Below are 21,905 nucleotides of genomic sequence, written 5' to 3' on the forward strand. Positions count from 1 at the left end.
GTCCATCGAAAAACGAGAATCGAATAACGAACAACGAAACACGAACAACGAATAAAAAATATGGAATGTAAACTTGAAGTTTGGAAATTATCACATCAGTTAACTTTAGCTGTTTATAAAATTTCTGCTAAGTTTCCATCCTCCGAAAATTATGGCTTAACATTTCAAATAAGAAGAAGTATAAGCAGTGTGCCTACTAATATTATAGAAGGACAAGGAAGACAATATAAAAAGGAATTCATACGATTCTTGTATATTTCGAAAGGATCTTTAGAAGAAGCCAACTACCAAGTTGTTTTTAGCAAAAGACCTGAACTATATTTTAGAAAATGAATATGTACAATTGTATGAAATTTTTACAAGAATAAAAATGATGTTGTATAAATTGATAAAATCATTGAGATAGATTATCGATTTTCGTTTCTCGACCATCGTAAACCGAACAACGAGAATCGAGCAACGAACAACGAGAATCGAATAACGAACAACGAAATTAAAAAATATGAAAGTTGCATTAATCACAGGAATCACAGGGCAAGATGGCTCGTATTTAGCAGAATTATTATTAGAAAAAGGGTATGAAGTACATGGTATTAAAAGAAGATCTTCTTTGTTCAATACCGATCGTATCGATCATTTGTATCAAGATCCCCATGATCCCAACCAACGTTTAAAATTGCATTATGGTGATTTAACCGATTCTATGAATTTAACGCGTATTATTCAAGAATGTCAACCTGATGAAATTTACAATTTAGGAGCGATGTCGCATGTAAAGGTCTCCTTTGATATGCCTGAATATGTAGGAAATGTAGATGCACTAGGAACTTTAAGAATTTTAGAAGCAGTACGTTTGTTAGGCTTAAGTAAAAAAACAAAAATATACCAAGCGTCAACTTCTGAATTGTTTGGAGGTTTACCAGAAAATAAAAATGAACGTGGTTTTTACGATGAAAATTCACCTTTATACCCACGTTCTCCTTATGGAGTCGCTAAAATTTATGGTTTTTGGATTACCAAGAATTATAGAGAAGCTTATGATATGTTTGCTTGTAATGGATTATTGTTTAATCATGAATCGCCAAGAAGAGGGGAGACGTTTGTGACCCGTAAAATAACACGTGCTGTAGCTAAAATAGCCTTAGGGTTGCAAGAAAAGATATTTTTAGGGAATTTAGAAGCCAAACGTGATTGGGGTCATGCCAAAGATTATGTACGTATGATGTGGATGATTTTACAAGCCGACAAAGCCGAAGATTGGGTAATTGCTACAGGAGTTACCACCACCGTACGTGACTTTGTGAAAATGGCCTTTGCAGAAGTGGGTATTGAATTAGAGTTCAAAGGGGAAGGTGTTGATGAAAAAGCATATGTTTCAAAATGTAATCTTGCAGATTATCAAGTTGAGATAGGTAAAGAAGTTCTATCTGTAGACCCTTCGTATTTCCGCCCAACAGAGGTAGATTTATTATTAGGAGATCCTACCAAAGCTAAAGAAAAATTAGGTTGGGTACCAGAATACGATTTAGAAGGTTTGGTAAAAGATATGATGGAAGGAGATATCAAATTGATGAAAAAAGATGTAGACTTGCTAAAAGCGGGGCATGAAATTTTAAAACAAGTAGAGTAAGATACTTGTTGTTTTTAACAATAGATTACAAAAAAAAACCCTCATAAATGAAAAAAATTAAAAATATTTGTTGCCTAGGAGCAGGTTATGTTGGTGGGCCAACTATGTCTGTGATTGCTTTAAAGTGTCCTGATATTAAGGTAACTGTAGTTGACTTGAATGTTGATCGAATCGCGGCTTGGAACGATGATAATTTAGAAAATTTACCCGTGTATGAGCCTGGTTTAGCAGAAGTAGTAGAAGAGGCTAGAGGTAAAAATTTGTTTTTTTCCACAGATGTGGATGGTGCCATTGCAGCAGCAGATATGATTTTTATTGCGGTTAATACACCAACCAAAACCTATGGTGAGGGAAAAGGAATGGCAGCAGATTTGAAATTTGTAGAACTGTGTGCACGTCAAATTGCAAGCGTGGCTACTACTGATAAAATTATTGTTGAAAAATCTACTTTACCAGTTCGTACTGCTGAGACGCTGCAAACTATATTAGATAGTAACGGAAAAGGAGTTCATTTTGAAGTGCTTTCTAATCCCGAGTTTTTAGCAGAAGGAACAGCAATTGATGATTTGTTTCAAGCTGACCGTGTTTTAATTGGAGGGAACGACACTCCAACAGGTCAAGAAGCGATACAAGCCTTGGTTGATGTTTATGCGCATTGGTTAAGTCCGAGTCAAATTTTAACGACCAATGTTTGGTCTTCTGAACTGTCTAAATTAACAGCAAATGCCTTTTTGGCACAACGAATATCTTCAATCAATGCTTTATCAGCTTTATGTGAGGCTACTGAAGCGGATGTAGATGAGGTCGCGCATGCTATTGGTTCAGATAGTCGAATTGGGCCTAAATTTTTAAAAGCTTCTGTAGGTTTTGGAGGGTCTTGTTTTCAAAAAGACATCTTAAACCTAGTGTATTTGTGTCGCTATTTCAATTTGCCAGAAGTTGCTGAATATTGGGAGCAGGTGATTAAGATGAACGATCATCAAAAGTATCGTTTTGCAAAAAATATTATTACTACGTTGTTTAATACGGTAAATGGTAAAAAAATTGCCTTTTTAGGTTGGGCCTTTAAAAAAGATACCAATGATACTCGTGAATCTGCGGCGATCTATGTAGCCGAATATTTGATTGAAGACGGAGCAGAAATTCATGTATACGATCCAAAAGTTTCGCAAGCCAAAGTTAGAGCAGATTTGAGTTATTTATGGGAACTGAAAGGACTAACAGCAGAAAAAATCAAACAAAAACAATCACAAGTTTTTGTGTATGAAGACCCGAAACAAGCCATGAACAAGTCGCATGCTATCGCTGTATTGACAGAATGGGATGAGTTTAAAACCTATGATTGGAAAGAAATTTACCAACACATGTTTAAGCCTGCCTTTGTTTTCGATGGACGTAATATATTAGATGCTGCAGCTATGAAAAGTATCGGTTTTCAGTTTAAAGGAATTGGGAAAGGTTAAAATAAGTGAACAAATCATTTTGATATGATTTATAAAAAGTCAATGATATGAAGCGAATTTTAATTACAGGTGGGGCCGGTTTTGTAGGATCTCATTTATGTGAACGTTTATTAAACGAGGGCAATGAGGTATTGTGTTTAGACAATTATTTTACTGGAGCTAAAAAAAATATCAATAAATTACGGAGTAATCCTAACTTTGAAATGGTACGTCATGATATTACAGAGCCGTATTATGCCGAAGTTGATGAGATTTATAATTTGGCATGTCCAGCATCTCCTGTTCATTATCAACACAATCCTATAAAAACCATAAAAACATCGGTGATGGGAGCCATCAATACTTTAGGGTTGGCAAAACGTGTTGGAGCAAAGATTTTACAAGCAAGTACTAGTGAAGTGTATGGAGATCCAGCTGTACATCCTCAAAAAGAGTCCTATTGGGGCAATGTAAATCCTATAGGTATTCGTTCATGTTATGATGAAGGGAAGCGTTGTGCGGAAACCTTATTTATGGATTATCATATACAAAATAAAGTAGCTATTAAGATTATACGAATCTTTAACACCTATGGCCCTAATATGAATCCTGCAGATGGTAGAGTAGTTTCTAACTTTATCATGCAAGCTTTAAGAGGAGATGATATTACGATATTCGGTGATGGAACACAAACGCGTTCCTTTCAGTATGTAGATGATTTGGTAGAAGGGATGGTTCGCATGATGGCTTCAGATACCGCATTTTTGGGCCCTGTCAATTTGGGTAACCCAAATGAATTTACTATGTTAGAATTGGCGAATGAAGTGATTCGTTTGACAAATTCAAAATCTAAGATTATACACACACCATTGCCACAAGATGATCCTAAACAACGTCAACCAGACATTAGTTTGGCTAAAGAGCAATTAAATGGATGGCAACCAACGGTACAATTGGAGGAGGGCTTAAAGAAAACGATTGCCTATTTTGAAGGATTACTTTAAATATTGAAAATGGGGTATGACTTTTGACTTTTACTAATATATCGCCTACTACCAAAAGCAGCCATAGAAACTCGAAACCGAGCAACGAACAATAAAATAAATATGAAAGTAGCATTAATCACAGGAATCACCGGGCAAGATGGGTCTTATTTAGCAGAGCTATTATTGGAAAAAGGGTATATGGTACATGGTATTAAAAGAAGGTCTTCTTTATTTAATACCGATCGAATCGACCATTTGTATCAAGATCCGCATGACCCTAACCAACGCTTAAAATTACATTATGGTGATTTAACAGACTCGATGAATTTAACACGTATCATCCAAGAATGTCAACCTGATGAAATTTATAATTTGGGGGCTATGTCTCATGTAAAGGTATCTTTTGATATGCCAGAATATGTTGGAAATGTAGACGCCTTAGGTACTTTACGTATTTTAGAAGCTGTTCGATTACTAGGTTTAAAAGACAAAACAAGAATTTACCAAGCCTCTACCTCAGAATTGTTTGGAGGCTTACCTGAAAATAAAAATGAAAGAGGTTTTTATGATGAAAACTCTCCTTTATATCCACGTTCTCCTTATGGAGTGGCAAAAATTTATGGCTTTTGGATTACTAAGAACTACCGTGAAGCCTATGATATGTTTGCTTGTAATGGCCTATTGTTTAATCATGAATCGCCACGAAGAGGAGAAACTTTTGTAACTCGTAAAATTACAAGAGCTGTAGCTAAAATTGGTTTAGGCTTACAAGAAAAAATTTACTTAGGAAATTTAGAGGCAAAACGTGATTGGGGGCATGCCAAAGATTATGTACGCATGATGTGGATGATTTTACAAGCAGACAAACCCCAAGATTGGGTAATCGCTACTGGAGTAACCACCACAGTGCGTGATTTTGTGCGTATGGCGTTTTCGGAAGTTGGTGTTGAACTGGAATTTAAGGGTGAAGGTGTAGATGAAAAAGCTTTTGTAACTGCTTGTAATAATCCAGAATTTCAAGTAGCAATCGGCAAAGAAGTATTGTCGATAGACCCTTCTTATTTTAGACCTACAGAAGTAGATCTATTATTAGGAGACCCTACCAAAGCGAAAGAAAAATTAGGTTGGGTACCAGAATATGATTTAGCAGGTTTGGTAAAAGATATGATGGCAGGTGATGTAGCGTTAATGAAAAAAGATCTAGACCTTTTAAAAGCGGGGCATCAAGTTTTAAAGCAGGTGGAGTAAAATATATTTTTTAGAAGAGCGATTTGTTAATTTTTCTCTTTTACTTTTTATTAAATTGTCTGTAAGTTACAAGTTATTGAAATTGGATTTTTTTAGAAATCCAAATACTATTTTTTTATAAAAAATAATGCAAGAAGCAAATAGAGTTGCAAAAAATACTTTTATACTTTATGCTCAGATGGCAATTACTGTGGTATTGTCATTGTATACAACACGATTAGTTTTAGCTGCTTTAGGAACAAAAGATTTTGGTATTTTTAATGTTGTGGGTGGTGCTATTGCTATGTTGATGTTTTTGAGTGCAGCAATGGCCTCTGCTTCACAGCGATTTATGTCTTTTTCTTCAGGTGAAGGAAATATCCAAAAACAAAGGCAGATTTTTAATATAAGTTACAAAATGCATTTAATTATTGCAATTGTTATGATATTTGCTCTTGAAATCTTAGGTTATTTTTTATTTGATGGAATTTTTAATATAGCTGAAGAAAGAGTGGCTGTAGCCAAAATTATTTTTCAATGCTTGATTGTTAGTACTTTTTTTACAATTCTTACGGTACCCTTTGATGCAGTAATTAATGCACATGAGAATATGTTGTTTTTTGCGATTCTAAGAATTATTGAAATTTCTTTAAAATTTATTATAGCATTAGTTATTACATATAGTGCAATTGATAAATTATTATTGTACGGAATTTTAATGGCATTGGTTCCAATAGTTTTATATGTGGTAAGACATTTGTATACACGTTACAGATACGATGAAGTCGTTATCAATTTTAAAAAATACAAGGAAAAGGATTTGTTTAAAGAAATGTTTGGTTTTGCAGGTTGGTCTTTTTTGGGATCTTCGAGTAGTATGATCGCTAATTATGGACAAAATATTGTGGTTAACATTTTTTTTGGTACTAAGGTAAATGCTGCACAAGGTATTTCTAGTCAACTAAGTGGGCAATTAGGAGCATTTGCTAATATAATGTTAAGAGCTTTGAATCCTGTACTAGCTAAGAGTGAAGGAGCTGGAAACCGATCATTAATGTTAAAAGCTTCTTTAATGGGGAGTAAGTTTTCTTTTTTCTTACTAGTAATATTTTATGTGCCAATTATGGTTGAAATGCCTTATGTTTTTAGCGTTTGGTTAAAAGACGTGCCAGAATATGCTGTTGTATTTTGTACACTTATCCTTATTAGAAACTTGATAGAACAATTGTTTATAACTTTAAATTCATCAATTTCTGCAGTAGGAGATATAAAACAGTATCAGATTATTTCTTCTATTTTAAATTTTGTACCATTGGGGGTTACTTATTTCTTTTTTTCTTTAGAATTTGAACCGCAGAATATGTATATTATTTTTATTTGTTATGCATTATTAAAATCTATGATTGTCCTCTACTATTCTAAAAAAAAGTGTGGATTATCTATTCCTTTTTTTATTATCGAAGTAATAGTTCCATGTATTTTAGTTTTTGGAGCTACTTATTTATTAAGTTCAATACCAAATTACTTTATGGAATTTGGATTTTATAGGTTTTTAGTTGTAGGTATTGTTAGTTTGCTTTCATTTCTTATATTGTCATGGTTTGTCGGTTTACGAGATAATGAAAGAAATATGATTAGAAATATAACAAAATCAATTAAGAGTAAAATAAAAATTAAGTATCACTGAATTAAATTATGTAAAATAATATAAATTAAAATAAACAAATACTATGGTGTAGAGTAATATTCAATTGCTGTAGTTTCTTTTAGCTAAAACCTCAATTTATAAAATGCAAAAATTAAATTTAGTATTATACGTAATATAATGGATTTAAATTGTAGAGTTCTTAGTTAAATATCAAGATAATAAATATATTTTTAATAAAAAAAAATGATTTCAGTAGTAATTCCTCTTTATAATAAGGCGCATACCATTGTCAATACTCTTAAGACAGTTTTAGATCAGACATTTCAAGAGTATGAAGTTGTTATTGTCAACGATGGTTCAACAGACAATAGTGTTGAGGTGATAAACGGTTATACAACGGATAAACGTATTAAAATTTTCAATCAAAATAATCAAGGAGTTAGTGGTGCAAGAAATACAGGTGTTGAAAATGCCCAATATAATTATATTGCCTTTTTAGATGGGGATGATGAGTGGTTATCTACTTATCTCCAAAAAATGAAAGAAGCTATTGAAGCGTTTCCAAAATCAGCATTTTTTTGTAGTGCAGGTATGGGTAAAAATAGTAAGGGCTATGGTAAACCAAGACAAATAGATAAATATAAAGGTAAAATAGTACATTTTGAATTTTTTGAAAACCCTCATGTTTTTTTACATATTAGTGCAGTTGTGGTAACCAAAGAACTTTTCTATAAAGTAGGTGGTTTTCCTTTGGGTATGAAAAGAAATGAAGATTTTACTTTTTTGTATAAAGCAGCGCTACTTTCTAAGCCTGTTTATTCTGGTTTTCCTCTTAGTGTTTATGTTGGTGATGTCAATGGCCAAGCAACAAATACATCAATCTATGAGAGTGAAAAACTGATACAAGATACTGTAGATAGATATAATATGGTATATGAAACCTACGAAGAAACTGATAAAAAAGATAAACTGTTTATCGTTTTTATGAAATATGAACTAAGACATTTTTTTATGATCAATACTATTAACAAAGAGTATGCTGCAAATCATTTCTTCTTAAAAAAATTAGATGCCAAAATTCTAGCACAGTTTAATTTATTAGAATTATGTTTGTTAAGAAATAGTAATCGCATAAGAAAAATTTATATATTTTATATAAAATTCACAAAGTTAATTTGGAGATTAAATGGTTTTGAAAGAGTAAAATAGTTCTGAATAATTTATATGAAAGTATACTCCAAAATAAAATTAAGAATTTGGTCAAAATTAGTATCCTTATTAAGGAATAAGAAAATATATCCATTCTTATACCGTTCATATTGGCACTATTTAATTTTTCATACTAAAAAAAAGGAGGTGGCTTCAGTTAAAAATACATATTATATAGCCAAACCCAACTACGGTGCTGGTATTGGACATCAGATGGCAAATTGGATTGCAGGGTATTGGTATGCAAAACAGTTTGGTCTTAACTTTGCACACGTGCCTTTTTCAACAAAAAAATGGGAAGAATTTTTAGGTTTTGGTACAGGCGATATAGATTACACAGAGTTATTATGCAATGGATATAAAACCGTAAAACTACCTCTATTTAAAGAAAGTAATGTTAAAGAAGTGGCCTTACAGAAGAAAATAATAGCTTCCTACAAAACTAAAAATGTAGTTTTTATAGCTGAGCAAGATCAGTTTTATAAAGATCAATTTGGTGTGATTCAAGAAATGCAAAACAAGTTTTACAATGCCCCCTTAAGAAAACAAGATAAGCTACAATTTGATAACACTACATATAATATTGCCATACATGTAAGAAGAGGTGATATTGTTGAAGGTCAAAATAAAATTGAAAATCATACGATGCGATGGATGACCAATGATTATTTTATAAATACTTTACAAAATACACTAGATTATATTAGTACGGATAAAAAAGTTTGCATTTATTTGTTTTCTCAAGGTAAAAAGGAAGATTTTATAGAATTTGAACAATTTTCTAATTTAACCTATTGTTTAGATATGGGGGCTATAGAGTCTTTTTTACATATGGTGTACGCAGATGTATTGATTACTAGCAAAAGTTCATTTTCCTACAAACCAGCACTATTAAATAAAGGTTTAAAAATAGTGCCTAAAGATTTCTGGCACGGATATCCTAAAAGTAATGATTGGATTATGGTGGATGAAAATGGAAACTTAAAATAACAACGATATTTATGATAGTTTTAAAGATTTTAAGAAAGATATATACAACGTACATAAGTAAGCCCAAAAAAGAAAAGCCTATTTGTATACAAGACCCTAATGAAGCATCAAAACTTATTTATGATTCTTTGGTTTCTGATGAACCCTGTATGATTGCCCGTTTTGGGTCGACGGAGTTAAGTTGCTTGTCAAATTATCTAGGAGTGCATAGTCAAAAGAATCAATATTTTTCTTATATAAAAGGGAAAACAAATGCATGGTGGTGGGAAAAAAATATTTTAAACCAAATGCAGCAATGGTCAGGTTTTTTTCCACCAACAGTAGAAAAAATAGAACAATTTTGTGATTTAATGTTAGCCGATATGAAAGAGGTAGATATTTTAGGGTCATGGTTATCTGAAGAAAAAGATTTTGAAAAACAAATTGGCAAAGCTCAAAAAGTACGTTTGGTGTATTTAGAACCCTTTTGGACAACTATGTCTTGGACTAAAGCTTTAGAAGGTAAAAAAGTATTGGTCATACATCCTTTTAATGAAACGATAGAACAACAATACCCTAAAAGAAATTTGATTTTTCCAAATGGGTTGTTACCTCAATTTGAATTGAAAACCATACAAGCTGTACAGTCTTTAGGAGGAATAAACAAAAATTATAAAGATTGGTTTGAAGCTTTAGATTCTATGAAAAAACAAATAGATGAAACTGATTTTGATATTTGTATAATTGGTGCAGGTGCCTATGGCTTCCCTTTAGCTGCGCATATAAAAAGATTGGGTAAAAAAGCATTTCATTTAGGAGGTAGTTCTCAATTGTTATTTGGCATCAAGGGGAAAAGATGGGAAAGCACAGATTATGGTAAGGCTTTGAATTTGAATTATCCAAGTTTATTTAATGAGTATTGGGTGAAACCCGGTGCTAAAGAAAAGCCAAAAACTAGCGACCAAGTAGAAGATAACTGTTATTGGTAAAAAAAGATATGAAAAAAATTTATTTGAAATGGGCAAGACCTTTAGGTGATACTTATTTTAACTTTGGTGATGACTTAAACCCTTATTTAATTGAGAAATTATCAGGTTTAAAAACAACGTATATACATTTTGCTGAAGCTAGGTTAGATTCTTTAAAACAGTTTGTATCTTTAACAATCAAGGGGAAACTCTCTTTTTGGTTATTTAAAAATTTTGTACGCTCCATTTTTGTTAAAGAGTATATGCTATGTATTGGCAGTATTTTAAATTGGTACACTTCTAAAAGAGCCGTGGTTTGGGGTGCAGGAATCATCGATCGTAAAATGGCAATACAACCCTCAACATACTTGGCTGTGCGTGGTAAATATACATTAGAAAAGGTAAGGGAGTTAGGTTTTAATAATGATATCAAATTAGGAGACCCTGGTTTGTTAACTCCTTTGGTATATAATCCATCAAACAAAATTGAAAAAAAATATAAATTAGGTGTTATTCCGCATATTTCTCATTTCGAAGAAGTAAAAGCTAAAATATCTAATACAGATGCTGTACATGTAATCAATTTAAATAATAATGCTATAGAAGAGGTAATCAATGAGTTTGTAATGTGTGAAAAAATTATTTCTACGTCTTTACATGGTTTAATTATAGCAAATGCATATGGTATTGAAGCTTTATGGATGTTATTAGGAGAGAAATCATTATCAAAAGATAATGTAAAATTTTGTGATTATTTTTCTTCTGTAGATATTCCAGAATATGAGCCTTTTTCTTTAGTTATCGAAAATTTTGATGAAAATTATTATTTAGATTTATTTGAAAAACACCAAGATAAGTCGCACATAAAAAAGAATTTAACACACATTCAACAAAATCTGTTGAGTGTTGCCCCTTTTCCAGTAAAAGCTGAATTTTTAACTTAGTATAATGAAAATAGCACTGCTTGCACCATCAGATCGTTCTTTTATCAAAGAATTCTTACCAAATGTAAATATTGATCATTTGCCTTTAGGCTTCTCTGGAGCGCCATTTATAGGTACTTTGATAAGGGATTTTATTGATTTTGGGCATACTGTTTGTGCTATTACCACAACAAAGGCGATAAATGATGATTATAGTATAAAAAGATTTACTTACAACAATTTTACCTGGGTTGTAGTACCTTATCGACCTGCTTCGATAAAAATGAATGGAAAAAAAATAGGTAGAATTTTAGATTTTTATGCTTATGAACAAAATCAAATGCTTAAGGTTTTAAATCAAGGAAATCCAGATTTTGTACATGCGCATTGGTCTTATGAGTTTGCAGGGACAGCAGTGAAGTTTAAAACCCCTTATTTAGTTACGGTGCATGACAATCCATTTGTAGTGCTTAGGTATTTTAAAAACCTATATCGATTTGGAAGACTTTTAATGGCAGAGCAAATTTTAAAAAAAGTAAGAAATGCTTCTACTGTTTCACCATATATGTTCGATTATGTAAAAAAAAGAATAGAAAATGTAAAAGTAATTCCTAACCCTATTAAGGTTCAATATAGCTTTACAGAAGTTAAAACTATGATTGATATAAAACTAGGGAGTTTAAATGCTGCTAAAATTATGATGGTTAATAATGGTTGGGATCAACGAAAAAATGGAAAAAAAGCATTAGAATCTTTTACAATAATTCAAAAAAAGTTTCCTAATGTTTCCTTACATTTGTTTGGCGGTGGTTCTGAAAAAGGAGGGCTAGCATACAAGGATGCACTTGATTTAAAGGTGCAAAATGTTTTTTTTAATGGTGTTGTTACTAGAGATTATTTGTTAAATGAACTTAAAACAGCTCATTTTTTATTGCATCCAGCTTTAGAAGAATCATTTGGTGTTGTGCTTATAGAAGCCATGTCTATGGGTGTTCCTCCAATTGGAGGAGACCACTCAGGTGCAGTACCCTGGGTTATTAATCAAGAAAAATTGTTGGTAGATGTTAGAAATGTACAACTCATAACTGAAAAAATTGTAAGTTTGATTAAAGATAAAATACTTTACAGGGATGTTTCTTTAAAAGGGTACACTAATGTAATGGAAAGGTTTTCTTCCACTTCTATAGCGCAACAATATTTAAGCTATTATAGTGAAATTTTAAATACAAAATCAAATGATTAGTTTAATTTACAAAGCATTTCGGAAAATTAAGGGTAGGTTATTCAATCCAATATACACACCTGTCGCAAAATTGATGTTTTATTTAAATAATGTGAAGTATGGCAAATCATTAAAAGTAGGCGGGCTATTAAAAGTTCGAGTCACAAGAAGAGGTCGAGTTAGTATCGGTGATTATTTGCAGATTAATAGTGGATCTAATTTTAATTTAATTGGTCGTCAACAAAAAACGATTTTATGGGTGGAAGGTGAGCTCTCTATTGGTAATAACGTTGGTATGAGTGCAACAGCTTTAATTTGTAATCATAAAATTAGCATAGGTAATGATGTAAAATTAGGCGGAGGGGTTTGTATCTATGATACAGATTTTCATCATTTAGATCCTGAAATTAGAAAAAATCCTATGTTGGATAAAAAGCTAGCACAAAAAGCACCAGTCGTTTTAAAGGATAATGTTTTTATTGGGGCACATTCAACTATATTAAAAGGAGTTACTATAGGTAAAAATGCTGTTGTAGGTGCATGTTCATTAGTAAGTAAAAGTATTCCTGAAAATCAAATTTGGGCAGGGAACCCTGCTAAATTTATCAAAGAAATATAATAAATGAAAAGATATTTATTATTTAAATACCTACCTTATTCTATTTTATTGATAGCAATACTTACTATTCAACCTTATACGACCTTACCTCTTATTGGAAGTACTTTCGTTTCTTGGTTTTTACAGTTTATACTGCTGTATTCTTTTTATGCAGTAATTCCTCATTTAAAAACTCATAAAAAACCTTCATTTGCTGAGTATGCAGTTGTTTTTTATATCTTATATAATATTATTAGTTTCATAAGAGGGCTTTTTGTTGCTGAAACATATTGGGACTATAAAGCACTGTTTGCTAATGGTTTAGCGTTATTGCTCCCCGTTGTTGCATTTGCGGGTATGAATATGGCTTTCGTGGTGGTTCTTTTAAAATATTACTTAAAATACACATTACCGTTATTTATATTTTTTTTCCCATTTATATCTAGCGGAGCAGTTGGGTTTTATCTAGTACCTATTAGTTTTTTTGCCATTTTCTTGCCTATTATAAGAAGGCCATGGAACTTTATAGTTTTAACCATTAGTCTGTTCGTCGTTTTTTTTGCTTTTGGAGCTCGTAGTAATGTCATTAAATTTTTTATACCTGTTTTATTTTCAATGTTTTATTATTTTAGATATTTCATTGGAAACAAGGTTTTAAGAATCATAAGGAACGTACTTTTTATATTACCGTTTGTATTGTTTTTATTGGCAATCTCTGGATCCTTCAATATTTTTAAAATTAACGAATATATTCGGACTGATGCAAAGACTGAAAGTACAAATGTATTTACTGGAGAAAAATCAACAGAAGATTTAACTACAGATACACGCACGGATATATATATCGAAGTGCTAAAGACTGCCAAGAAGTACAATACTTGGGTTTTTGGGAGAAGCCCTGCAAGGGGTAACGAAACAGAACTTTTTTCCGATTTGGCTGATATTACAGGAAGGCAAGAGCGTTCTAGTAATGAAGTTGCCATTTTAAATGTTTTTATGTGGACAGGGCTAATAGGGGTCTTTTTTTATTTTATCATTTTTTATTTCGCTAGTTATTTGGCTCTTAATCGATCAAATAATTATTTTAGTAAACTATTAGGGATATATTTGGCTTTTCGATGGTGCTATGCATGGGTAGAAGATATTAACTTTTTTACCCTAACTACTTTTATGCTTTGGATTACTATTGGGGTTTGTATGTCTAGTCAAATAAGGAAAATGAATAATCAAGAAATTATTTTATGGATAAATGCTATTTTTTCAAATAAATTGAACTTAAAGTTTAGAATGTATTGGAAAAAAAAATTGATAAAATAAAAAGCTAAAAGTTGTTATTAACATTTTTACTACTAAACATAAATTATAATGGATTTTTTTAAAATTATTTAAATTGTAAATCGATTAAATTTAAGAACATATTAAAAGAGTCACAAATGAAAATAGAAAAAAAAATAGCTGTATTACTTGCTTGTTATAACCGCAAAGTAAAAACACTTAATTGTCTAAAATCGTTATATGAGGCAACTTTACCTAGAGAGTTTACTTTGGATATTTTTTTAGTAGATGATAATTCAACAGATGGTACGACAGCAGCTGTAAATCAAAGTTATCCAAAAGTAAACGTCATTGAGGGTAATGGAAATCTATTTTGGAATAGAGGGATGTTTAAGGCTTGGGAAGTAGCTTCAATGAATTACGAGTACGATTTTTATTTATGGTTGAATGATGATGTTAAGTTGTTTAAAAATTCGATAGTTTTAATGTTGGAAGCTTCTGAGAAAACTTCTTTTTCATCTTTAATATGTGGGCCAACATGTTCAGAATTTGAAAAAACTATAACTTATGGAGGTTCAAAAATAGGTGAAAAGGGTTTGGTTATACCTAATGGGAAAATACAAGAATGTAGAATTATACATGGTAATTTTGTTTTAGTTCCAAGGATCGTGTATGATAAAATAGGTAATCTCGATTGGTCTTTTAAACATGCCATAGGTGATTTTGATTATGGACTTAGAGCGATAAAAGTTGGTTTTAAAAACTATATCACTTCCGATTATATCGGTACTTGCGAGTCTAACCCTACATTACCAAAATGGTGTTTAAAAGAAACCCACATAAAAAATAGATTTCAATTATTATATTCTCCATTAGGTTATGCTGAGCCAATACCTTTTTTTATCTATGAAAAAAGACATTTTGGTCTACTAATAGCTATAAAACATTTTATTTTGATTAATCTTAGAGCTTTAATCCCTCAATTATGGAAATAATCGAAGACAAAGACCCTTGGGTATTTCAAGTAGATTCTCATATTGTACAAACAGTATACAATACCCAAAACAATTATTTAATTTCGTATAATCAAGATTGTACTGATAATAAGACATGTGCAATCTATTTTAGTAGTAACGATATTTATTATCCAAACGCCGAAGATATTTTCAAAAAAAAGATTGTTGATAAAAACTTTTTTGAATGGTATGGGACGCGTATTAAAAACGTGTACAAACATATCTTTTTAAGAGACGTTCATAAACAGTGGTATTTATCAGGTATTAATAAAGAGATAAGTTCTCCGGAAGAACTGTTAAAATTTTTAATGCGTGAAACTATAGGGTATTCTATTACTACAATTGGTAGTTCTGCTGGTGGATATGCTGCTGTTTTATATGGTTCAATGTTAAAAGCAAAAAAAGCAATCGTTTTTAATGCTCAATTTGAGATTAATTCTTTGTTAGATACCAGCAGTAGTAACGTAGATCCTTTTATTTTTAAATATAGAACTTTACCTGTTTCGGAATATTACGATATTAAACCATTTATTAATAACGATTTAGATGTGTTCTATTTTTTATCTGCTGGTTCGGATTGGGACTCAGAACAACATCATCACATAAAAGATGTAAAATCCATAAATGTAATTCGTTTTAATACGAAACATCATGGAATTCCTTTCTTAAAAATTGCAGTAGAGAAGGTTATAAATTTAAAAAGTGAAAAATTAAGGAAGTATACTAATTATACAAATAATCCCATTTTTTTTACAATTCGTATGATAGGTATTATTAAAACTATTAAAGGAGCAATACAACAATTGCAGTATAAATATAAAATGAAAAAGTAGTTTTATCATATTAATGAATGACTAATTAAATAATGAAAAAGATTCTAATTTTCCACCCTTATTTGGCTCCTTACAGGATAGATTTATACAACAGGTTGTCAGAAAGCTTTAATGTAAAAGTCATACTTACTGGAAGTGAAAAGGAGCTTAAAACTTTGGGGTTTGATTTGAAATATGTCAATAGACAAGCTAATTTTGATTATAAATATTTTAACAGTGGTTTTTACTTAGGTAGGCATTTGTTTTCTTTAGTTTACTTAAGAGAAATAAAAAAATTTAAACCCAATATTGTGTTAGCGCATGAACTAGGTATAAATACGTTGTTATCGATTTTGGGTAGTTTTTTCTTCTCCTATAATTTATGGGTAACTATAGATGACTCTCCAACAATGCTTCAAAATATAGGTGGTTTTAGAAAAAAAATGCTAAATAAAGTTGTTAAATCTGTAGATAAGATGCTTGTTGTTCATCCTGTTGTGGAAAAGATTTTACGTGAAATGTATGGTAATGAAATCAGTAAGTTTAATTATTTTCCTATTATACAAGATGATACTAAATTGATTAAAAAATTTGAAGATGCTTCAATAGAGGCAAGTGATTTGATTAAAGAGTATCAATTAGAAAGCAGACAAGTGGTTTTATTTGTGGGTAGATTAGAAAGTGTAAAATGTCCAAACTTATTATTAGAGGCTTTTAAAAAGTTGAATGAACAAAATACTGTTTTAGTCTTTATAGGAAATGGTAGTTTGTTTGATTTATTAAAAGAAGATGTTGTTAATTCTAAATTAGAAGAGCGAGTCTTATTTAGAGGGAGGTTGACAGGTAAGGAGTTATATGCTTGGTATAAAATTGCGAATGTGTTTGTATTACCAAGTAAATTTGAACCGTTCGGTGCTGTGGTTAATGAGGCTTTGGTCGCTGGTTGTTATGTATTAGTATCAGATAGGGTTGGGGCGAATAGTTTGGTTGATGAATCTAATGGTTACATTTTTAAATCTGGAGATTTAAAAGATCTCATTTTTGGTTTGTCTACTTTATTAAAAATAAAAAAAAATAATAATATGAATAAAATGAATATTTCATTTAATGATTATGTCAAAGTTTTTGATAATTATTTTACTAGAGTTTAGGATAAATATTGATTTTATTACAAGCCCCAAGGGATAAAATAAGCTTAAAATTGTTTATTTTACACTAGTATAATTTGAATTATTAGATACTAAAGGTTTGTGTATTTTAGAAAATTATTTATAAAAAAATATGTTAAAAATAGATTATAGTAATATGGCTGTTGGAAGTAATAAAGTAAGTTTTGCTTTAGGATATTTTTACAACAGGTTTAAGTCAGTTATGTTATTTCGAATATTTTATCCATGGGTAAAATATGATGGTTTTGTAAGAGTAATGAAAAATACTCGTTTTGCTAAAAGAGATATTGTTATTGGTAATAGAGTGCAATTTGGAGTTTCTTGTAGAGTAGTAACAGATGTTCATTTTGGGAGTAATATATTGGTTGCGGGAAGAGTTATTTTTATAGGAAGAAATGATCATTTGTTTAACTTTCCAGGAGAGTATATTTGGGATGGAGCAAGAGGTGAGGATGGTTTGACTATAGTTGAAGACGATGTCTGGATTGGAAACGGATGTACTATTCTTGCGGGGGTAACAATTGGTATGGGCTCTATTATTGCTGCAGGTTCTGTAGTGAGTAGATCAATCCCACCATGTGAAATATGGGGCGGTGTACCTGCAAAAAAAATTAAAGATAGATTTGAAACAGAAGAAGGCAAAATTAAACATATTGAGTTTTTAAAAGGTGAAAATATAATAGAGTAAATGTTTTATTAAAATTGATGTTATGAAGGTATTGATATTAGGAGGTACAGGAGCAATGGGAGTGCATTTAGTTTCTATTCTGTCTGGTGCAGGTAATGAAACGGTAGTGACTTCCCGTAGAACTCAAAAATCAAAACCAAATATAAAGTATATACAGGGTGATGCTCATAATATAGATTTTTTAAATTCTCTTTTGACTCAAAAATGGGATGTTATCGTTGATTTTATGGTATATAAAACAAATGAGTTTAAAGAACGGGTAGCAATATTGTTAAAGAAAACCAACCAATATGTTTACCTTAGTTCATCTAGAGTTTTTGCAGATTCTTTAGGGCCTATAACGGAAGAATCACCTCGTTTGTTGGATGTTTGCAAGGATGATGAATATTTAAAAACAGATGAATATGGACTTGCTAAGGCTAGGCAAGAGGATATATTGAAAAATAGCGGATTTTCTAATTGGACTATCATTAGGCCCTCTGTTACATTTAGTGAAAATCGTTTGCAATTAGGAGAACTTGCAAAAGAGCATTGGCTATATAGAGCATTGGCAAACCGAACAATAGTGGTGTCTAAAGATATCATGTCTAAGTATGCAACCTTAACTTATGGTTTAGATGTATCTAAAGCGATTAGTGCAATTATAGGAGAACCAAATGCTTTAAAAGAAGTTTTTAATATCACGGTTTCTGAAGCTTATAAATGGGAAGATATGCTTTCTGCTTATGTAGAAACGATTGAAATAAAACTAGGTAAAAAGCCAAAAATATTAGTTTTGGATAAAGCGCCAATTCCTGATAGATATGTCGTAAAATATGATAAATTGTTTGATAGAAAATACGATAATAGTAAAATAAAAAAATATTTCGATTTTGAAGATGCTACACCAACATTATCTGCTTTACAAAATTGTATGGAAGTTTTTTTTAATAACCAAGTTTTTTTACCTATTGACTGGAAAAAAGAAGCTTTTTTAGATCGACTTTCTGGTGATGTAACTCCTCTCTCAGAAATTCTTTCTCGAAAAGATAAAATAATGTACTTAATTTTCAGATATACAATTTCATATAAGTTTTTATACAAAATGCATCAAATAATAAGTCGTTTTTAAAATTAAATGTAAATTTTGGAAAATTATTTTATTTTGTTAAAAAAATAACTTTATTTTACATCAACAACAGCAACAATTTGATATAAAAAATAATTATGAAAACAAACTATACAACAGAGCGAAATGTTCAAATGGTACTTTCTTTATTAAAACAAAATGGAATTAGAAAAATAATTGCCTCACCAGGAGGTACAAATATGACTTTTGTTGCAAGCATGCAACAAGATCCTTTTTTTGAAATATATTCTTCTGTCGATGAGCGCTCAGCAGCTTATATTGCTACTGGTTTGGCAGCTGAAACCGGCGAAACTGTTGTTTTAAGTTGTACAGGTGCTACAGCTTCTCGTAATTATTTACCAGGGCTTACAGAAGCATATTATAGAAAATTACCAGTATTAGCGATTACTTCTGGTAGAAGTATAACAAATATAGGGCATCTTATGGATCAGGTGATAGATAGAAGTGTTATGCCTAAAGATGTCGTAAATTTAAGTGTAACCATTCCTGAAATTAAAGATAAAGAGGATGAGTGGCATTGTATGATAAATTTGAATAAAGCAATTTTGGAATTAAATAGAAATGGGGGAGGACCTGTTCATATTAATTTACCAACGACCTATAGTAGAGATTTTTCCGTAAAAGAATTGCCTAATACCCATAGAATACAGAGAGTATCTGAAGATGATATTTTTCCAGAAATTAAGCATAATAGAATAGGAGTTTTTGTTGGTTCCCATATGAAATGGACTAAAGATCAATTAGAAAGTATTAATGAATTTTGTGAAGCTAATAACGCTGTTGTTTTATGCGATCATACCAGTAACTATAAAGGAAAGTATAGGGTTTTATTTCCATTAATAGAAGCGCAAAATCAAGCGCTTTTTAAAAATAATGAATTAGATTTATTGGTTCATATTGGGGAGGTGTCAAATTGCGGTTATAGAGCTAAGGAAGTTTGGCGTGTAAGTGAAGACGGCGAGGTACGTGATACATTTAAAAAACTTAGTTTTGTTTTTGACATGCCTGAAAAAACTTTTTTCAAACATTATTCAGTTAAAAAAACTGATTTATCGAATACCTTATTAGATGAATTTAATAAGCAAAATGAGGAGTTTTATAATAAGATACCAGATTTACCATTTTCTAATATATGGGTTGCTAAGCAATTAGCTCCATTAATGCCAGAAAACTCGGTATTACACTTAGGTATTAGAAATAGTCTAAGAGCTTGGAACTTTTTTGAAATACCTGAATCTGTTTTAGGGTACTCAAATGTAGGTGGTTTTGGTATTGATGGTGTAGTTTCTTCTTTAATTGGGGCATCTTTAGCAGATAGAAAAAAGCTTTATTTTGGTGTTACCGGAGATTTGGCATTTTTTTATGACATAAATAGTTTAGGTAATAGACATATTGGTAATAACGTTAGACTTTTGATTATAAACAATGGAAGAGGGCAGGAATTTAAAAACTTTGATAGTATGGGAACTGTATTTGAAACTGAGGATACAGATGCTTATATTGCTGCAGGTGGTCATTACGGTAATAAATCAGATAAGCTAGTTAAGCACTATGCAGAAGATTTAGGTTTTGAATATTTGGCGGCTTCAAATAAAAATGAGTTTGAAAAAGTATATGAAAAATTTATAAATAAAGACTTGACATCAAAATCAATTGTTCTAGAGGTCTTTACTGAAACAATTGATGAAAATGAGGCTTATAAATTAATTAGTTCATTAACGATGTCTGGAAAAATTGTTGGATCTGCAAGAGGTTTAATGAAAGGCAAAGCTTTCAATTTAGCAAAAAAAATAATTAAAAAATAATTATGAAAAAAATAGGAATTATTACCATTTCTAGGACAAATAATTATGGAGCAGAGCTACAGGCATATGCAACTCAAAAAAAAATGCAGTTACTTGGTTATGATGCAGAATTGATTGATTATTTATATTATAAACATCGTAATCATAAAGAAACAAAAGATTCTGAACCAGCAATAGCTTTTAGTAAAAAAGAAAAATGGAAACATACTTTTTTATATAGGATGGTTTCTCCTTTTTATGAAGATTTTGTTTCTTCATTTGTTAAGAAAATAAAAACGAGAAAAGAAAACTTTAAAAATTTTCATAAAAATAACACTAAGTATTCTAAAGAATACAAAAGCATAGAAGAACTATACAAAGCCAATCATTCTTATGATGTTTTTATCGCGGGTAGCGACCAAATCTGGAACCCAAGTACAGGTACTTCGATGGCTCCTTATTTTTTAGAGTTCGCTCCTAAAGACAAAATAAAAATGTCTTTTGCTTCAAGTTTTGGAGTATCAGAGATTGATGAAAAGTACTATTGCCTATATAAAAATTATATAGCCAATCTTGATGTTATAGGCGTTCGTGAGGAGGATGGTGTGAAATTGGTAAAAGAAATTTCTGGAAGAGAAGGAACTAGAGTTTTAGACCCTACATTGTTACTTAATAAAGAGGAGTGGAAAGAAGTTATTATAAAACCGATAAGGAGAAAAAAAAAATATTTGATTATTTATGTTTTGCATGAGTCAGAAACTTTGATTAAAATAGCACATTATTTACAAGAAAAATTAGGGTTTGAAATTATAAAATTAACCAAAAGAGCTTATTCAAATGCTGTCTATCCCAAAGTAATTAATCTTGAAGACCAAGGGCCTGATGGATATATAGATTTATTTATGAATGCAGCTTTTGTGTTGACCAACTCTTTTCATGGAACTGCTTTTTCTACCAATTTTAATGTGCCTTTCTTTGCGGTTTTAAATCGTGAAAGAAAAAATAATTCTCGTATGGTCAATTTTTTAAAAATGGTGGGCTTAGATGATAGAATCGTTTGGGAAGGTATTAGTGGTTTTGACGAATTAGATGTTTTGTTTAATCTTGATTTTACAAATGCAAATCAAGTTTTAGAAAAAGAAAGAAAAGCTTCTATAAAGTATCTTACTAGTAACATTAATAAAAATTAATTTGGGTTTTAAATAATTAT

General features: G+C 30.9%; 20 protein-coding genes. All 20 read left to right on the forward strand.

Going from position 1 to position 21,905, the window contains the following annotated elements; translation table 11 throughout:
* Positions 1 to 60 precede the first annotated feature (60 nt).
* The 20 genes from SJY27_RS13615 (at position 61) to SJY27_RS13710 (ending at position 21,885) form a co-directional block, all read left to right on the forward strand.
* Entirely contained in the window at positions 61 to 333 is a 273-nt protein-coding gene (locus SJY27_RS13615) for a four helix bundle protein (RefSeq protein WP_397445411.1), read from the forward strand.
* Between the two features lie 169 nt (positions 334 to 502).
* On the forward strand, positions 503 to 1,630 hold the full coding sequence (gmd, locus tag SJY27_RS13620) for a GDP-mannose 4,6-dehydratase (protein ID WP_397445412.1): 1,128 nt from the start codon (positions 503 to 505) through the stop codon (positions 1,628 to 1,630).
* A gap of 47 nt (positions 1,631 to 1,677) precedes the next feature.
* Positions 1,678 to 3,093, forward strand: coding sequence for a UDP-glucose 6-dehydrogenase (locus SJY27_RS13625; protein WP_397445413.1), 1,416 nt, complete (start codon positions 1,678 to 1,680; stop codon positions 3,091 to 3,093).
* 47 nt (positions 3,094 to 3,140) lie between these two features.
* Entirely contained in the window at positions 3,141 to 4,076 is a 936-nt protein-coding gene (locus tag SJY27_RS13630; protein WP_397445414.1) for a UDP-glucuronic acid decarboxylase family protein, read from the forward strand.
* A 102-nt stretch (positions 4,077 to 4,178) separates the two neighbouring features.
* Complete coding sequence (gene gmd, locus SJY27_RS13635) at positions 4,179 to 5,306, forward strand: GDP-mannose 4,6-dehydratase (protein WP_397445415.1); 1,128 nt, start codon at positions 4,179 to 4,181, stop codon at positions 5,304 to 5,306.
* Between the two features lie 127 nt (positions 5,307 to 5,433).
* The gene (locus SJY27_RS13640) at positions 5,434 to 6,972 is read left to right on the forward strand and encodes a hypothetical protein (RefSeq protein WP_397445416.1); all 1,539 of its coding nucleotides are present in this window, start codon (positions 5,434 to 5,436) and stop codon (positions 6,970 to 6,972) included.
* Positions 6,973 to 7,176: 204 nt separating this feature from the next.
* Positions 7,177 to 8,142 (forward strand): glycosyltransferase family 2 protein, encoded by a 966-nt coding sequence (locus SJY27_RS13645; RefSeq protein WP_397445417.1) that lies wholly within the window; start codon positions 7,177 to 7,179, stop codon positions 8,140 to 8,142.
* Positions 8,143 to 8,289: 147 nt separating this feature from the next.
* Positions 8,290 to 9,132, forward strand: a complete 843-nt coding sequence (locus SJY27_RS13650; protein ID WP_397445419.1) for a hypothetical protein — start codon at positions 8,290 to 8,292, stop codon at positions 9,130 to 9,132.
* 11 nt (positions 9,133 to 9,143) lie between these two features.
* Positions 9,144 to 10,100, forward strand: coding sequence for a hypothetical protein (locus tag SJY27_RS13655; RefSeq protein ID WP_397445420.1), 957 nt, complete (start codon positions 9,144 to 9,146; stop codon positions 10,098 to 10,100).
* A gap of 8 nt (positions 10,101 to 10,108) precedes the next feature.
* Positions 10,109 to 11,023: a polysaccharide pyruvyl transferase family protein gene (locus tag SJY27_RS13660; RefSeq protein WP_397445421.1), complete on the forward strand. Its 915-nt coding sequence runs from the start codon at positions 10,109 to 10,111 to the stop codon at positions 11,021 to 11,023.
* Between the two features lie 4 nt (positions 11,024 to 11,027).
* Positions 11,028 to 12,245 carry a glycosyltransferase family 4 protein gene (locus tag SJY27_RS13665; RefSeq protein ID WP_397445422.1) on the forward strand — a complete coding sequence of 406 codons (1,218 nt, stop codon included), beginning with the start codon at positions 11,028 to 11,030 and terminating at the stop codon, positions 12,243 to 12,245.
* Positions 12,238 to 12,843 (forward strand): acyltransferase, encoded by a 606-nt coding sequence (locus SJY27_RS13670; protein WP_397445423.1) that lies wholly within the window; start codon positions 12,238 to 12,240, stop codon positions 12,841 to 12,843. Before SJY27_RS13665 ends, SJY27_RS13670 begins: the two co-directional genes overlap by 8 nt.
* 3 nt (positions 12,844 to 12,846) lie before the next feature.
* On the forward strand, positions 12,847 to 14,139 hold the full coding sequence (locus SJY27_RS13675) for a hypothetical protein (protein ID WP_397445424.1): 1,293 nt from the start codon (positions 12,847 to 12,849) through the stop codon (positions 14,137 to 14,139).
* Between the two features lie 116 nt (positions 14,140 to 14,255).
* Positions 14,256 to 15,092, forward strand: coding sequence for a glycosyltransferase family 2 protein (locus tag SJY27_RS13680; protein WP_397445425.1), 837 nt, complete (start codon positions 14,256 to 14,258; stop codon positions 15,090 to 15,092).
* Positions 15,083 to 15,946: a hypothetical protein gene (locus tag SJY27_RS13685; RefSeq protein WP_397445426.1), complete on the forward strand. Its 864-nt coding sequence runs from the start codon at positions 15,083 to 15,085 to the stop codon at positions 15,944 to 15,946. The genes SJY27_RS13680 and SJY27_RS13685 overlap by 10 nt, the downstream gene beginning before the upstream one ends.
* Positions 15,947 to 15,978: 32 nt before the next feature.
* Positions 15,979 to 17,076, forward strand: coding sequence for a glycosyltransferase family 4 protein (locus SJY27_RS13690; protein WP_397445427.1), 1,098 nt, complete (start codon positions 15,979 to 15,981; stop codon positions 17,074 to 17,076).
* Between the two features lie 154 nt (positions 17,077 to 17,230).
* Positions 17,231 to 17,782, forward strand: a complete 552-nt coding sequence (locus SJY27_RS13695; RefSeq protein ID WP_397445428.1) for an acyltransferase — start codon at positions 17,231 to 17,233, stop codon at positions 17,780 to 17,782.
* A gap of 22 nt (positions 17,783 to 17,804) precedes the next feature.
* On the forward strand, positions 17,805 to 18,893 hold the full coding sequence (locus tag SJY27_RS13700) for an NAD-dependent epimerase/dehydratase family protein (protein WP_397445429.1): 1,089 nt from the start codon (positions 17,805 to 17,807) through the stop codon (positions 18,891 to 18,893).
* 95 nt (positions 18,894 to 18,988) lie between these two features.
* The gene (locus SJY27_RS13705) at positions 18,989 to 20,716 is read left to right on the forward strand and encodes a thiamine pyrophosphate-binding protein (RefSeq protein WP_397445430.1); all 1,728 of its coding nucleotides are present in this window, start codon (positions 18,989 to 18,991) and stop codon (positions 20,714 to 20,716) included.
* Positions 20,717 to 20,718: 2 nt separating this feature from the next.
* The gene (locus SJY27_RS13710; protein WP_397445431.1) at positions 20,719 to 21,885 is read left to right on the forward strand and encodes a polysaccharide pyruvyl transferase family protein; all 1,167 of its coding nucleotides are present in this window, start codon (positions 20,719 to 20,721) and stop codon (positions 21,883 to 21,885) included.
* Positions 21,886 to 21,905: the final 20 nt, after the last annotated feature.

Origin of the sequence: Polaribacter sp. R77954, from assembly GCF_044595335.1 — a bacterium.
Lineage (GTDB): Bacteria > Bacteroidota > Bacteroidia > Flavobacteriales > Flavobacteriaceae > Polaribacter.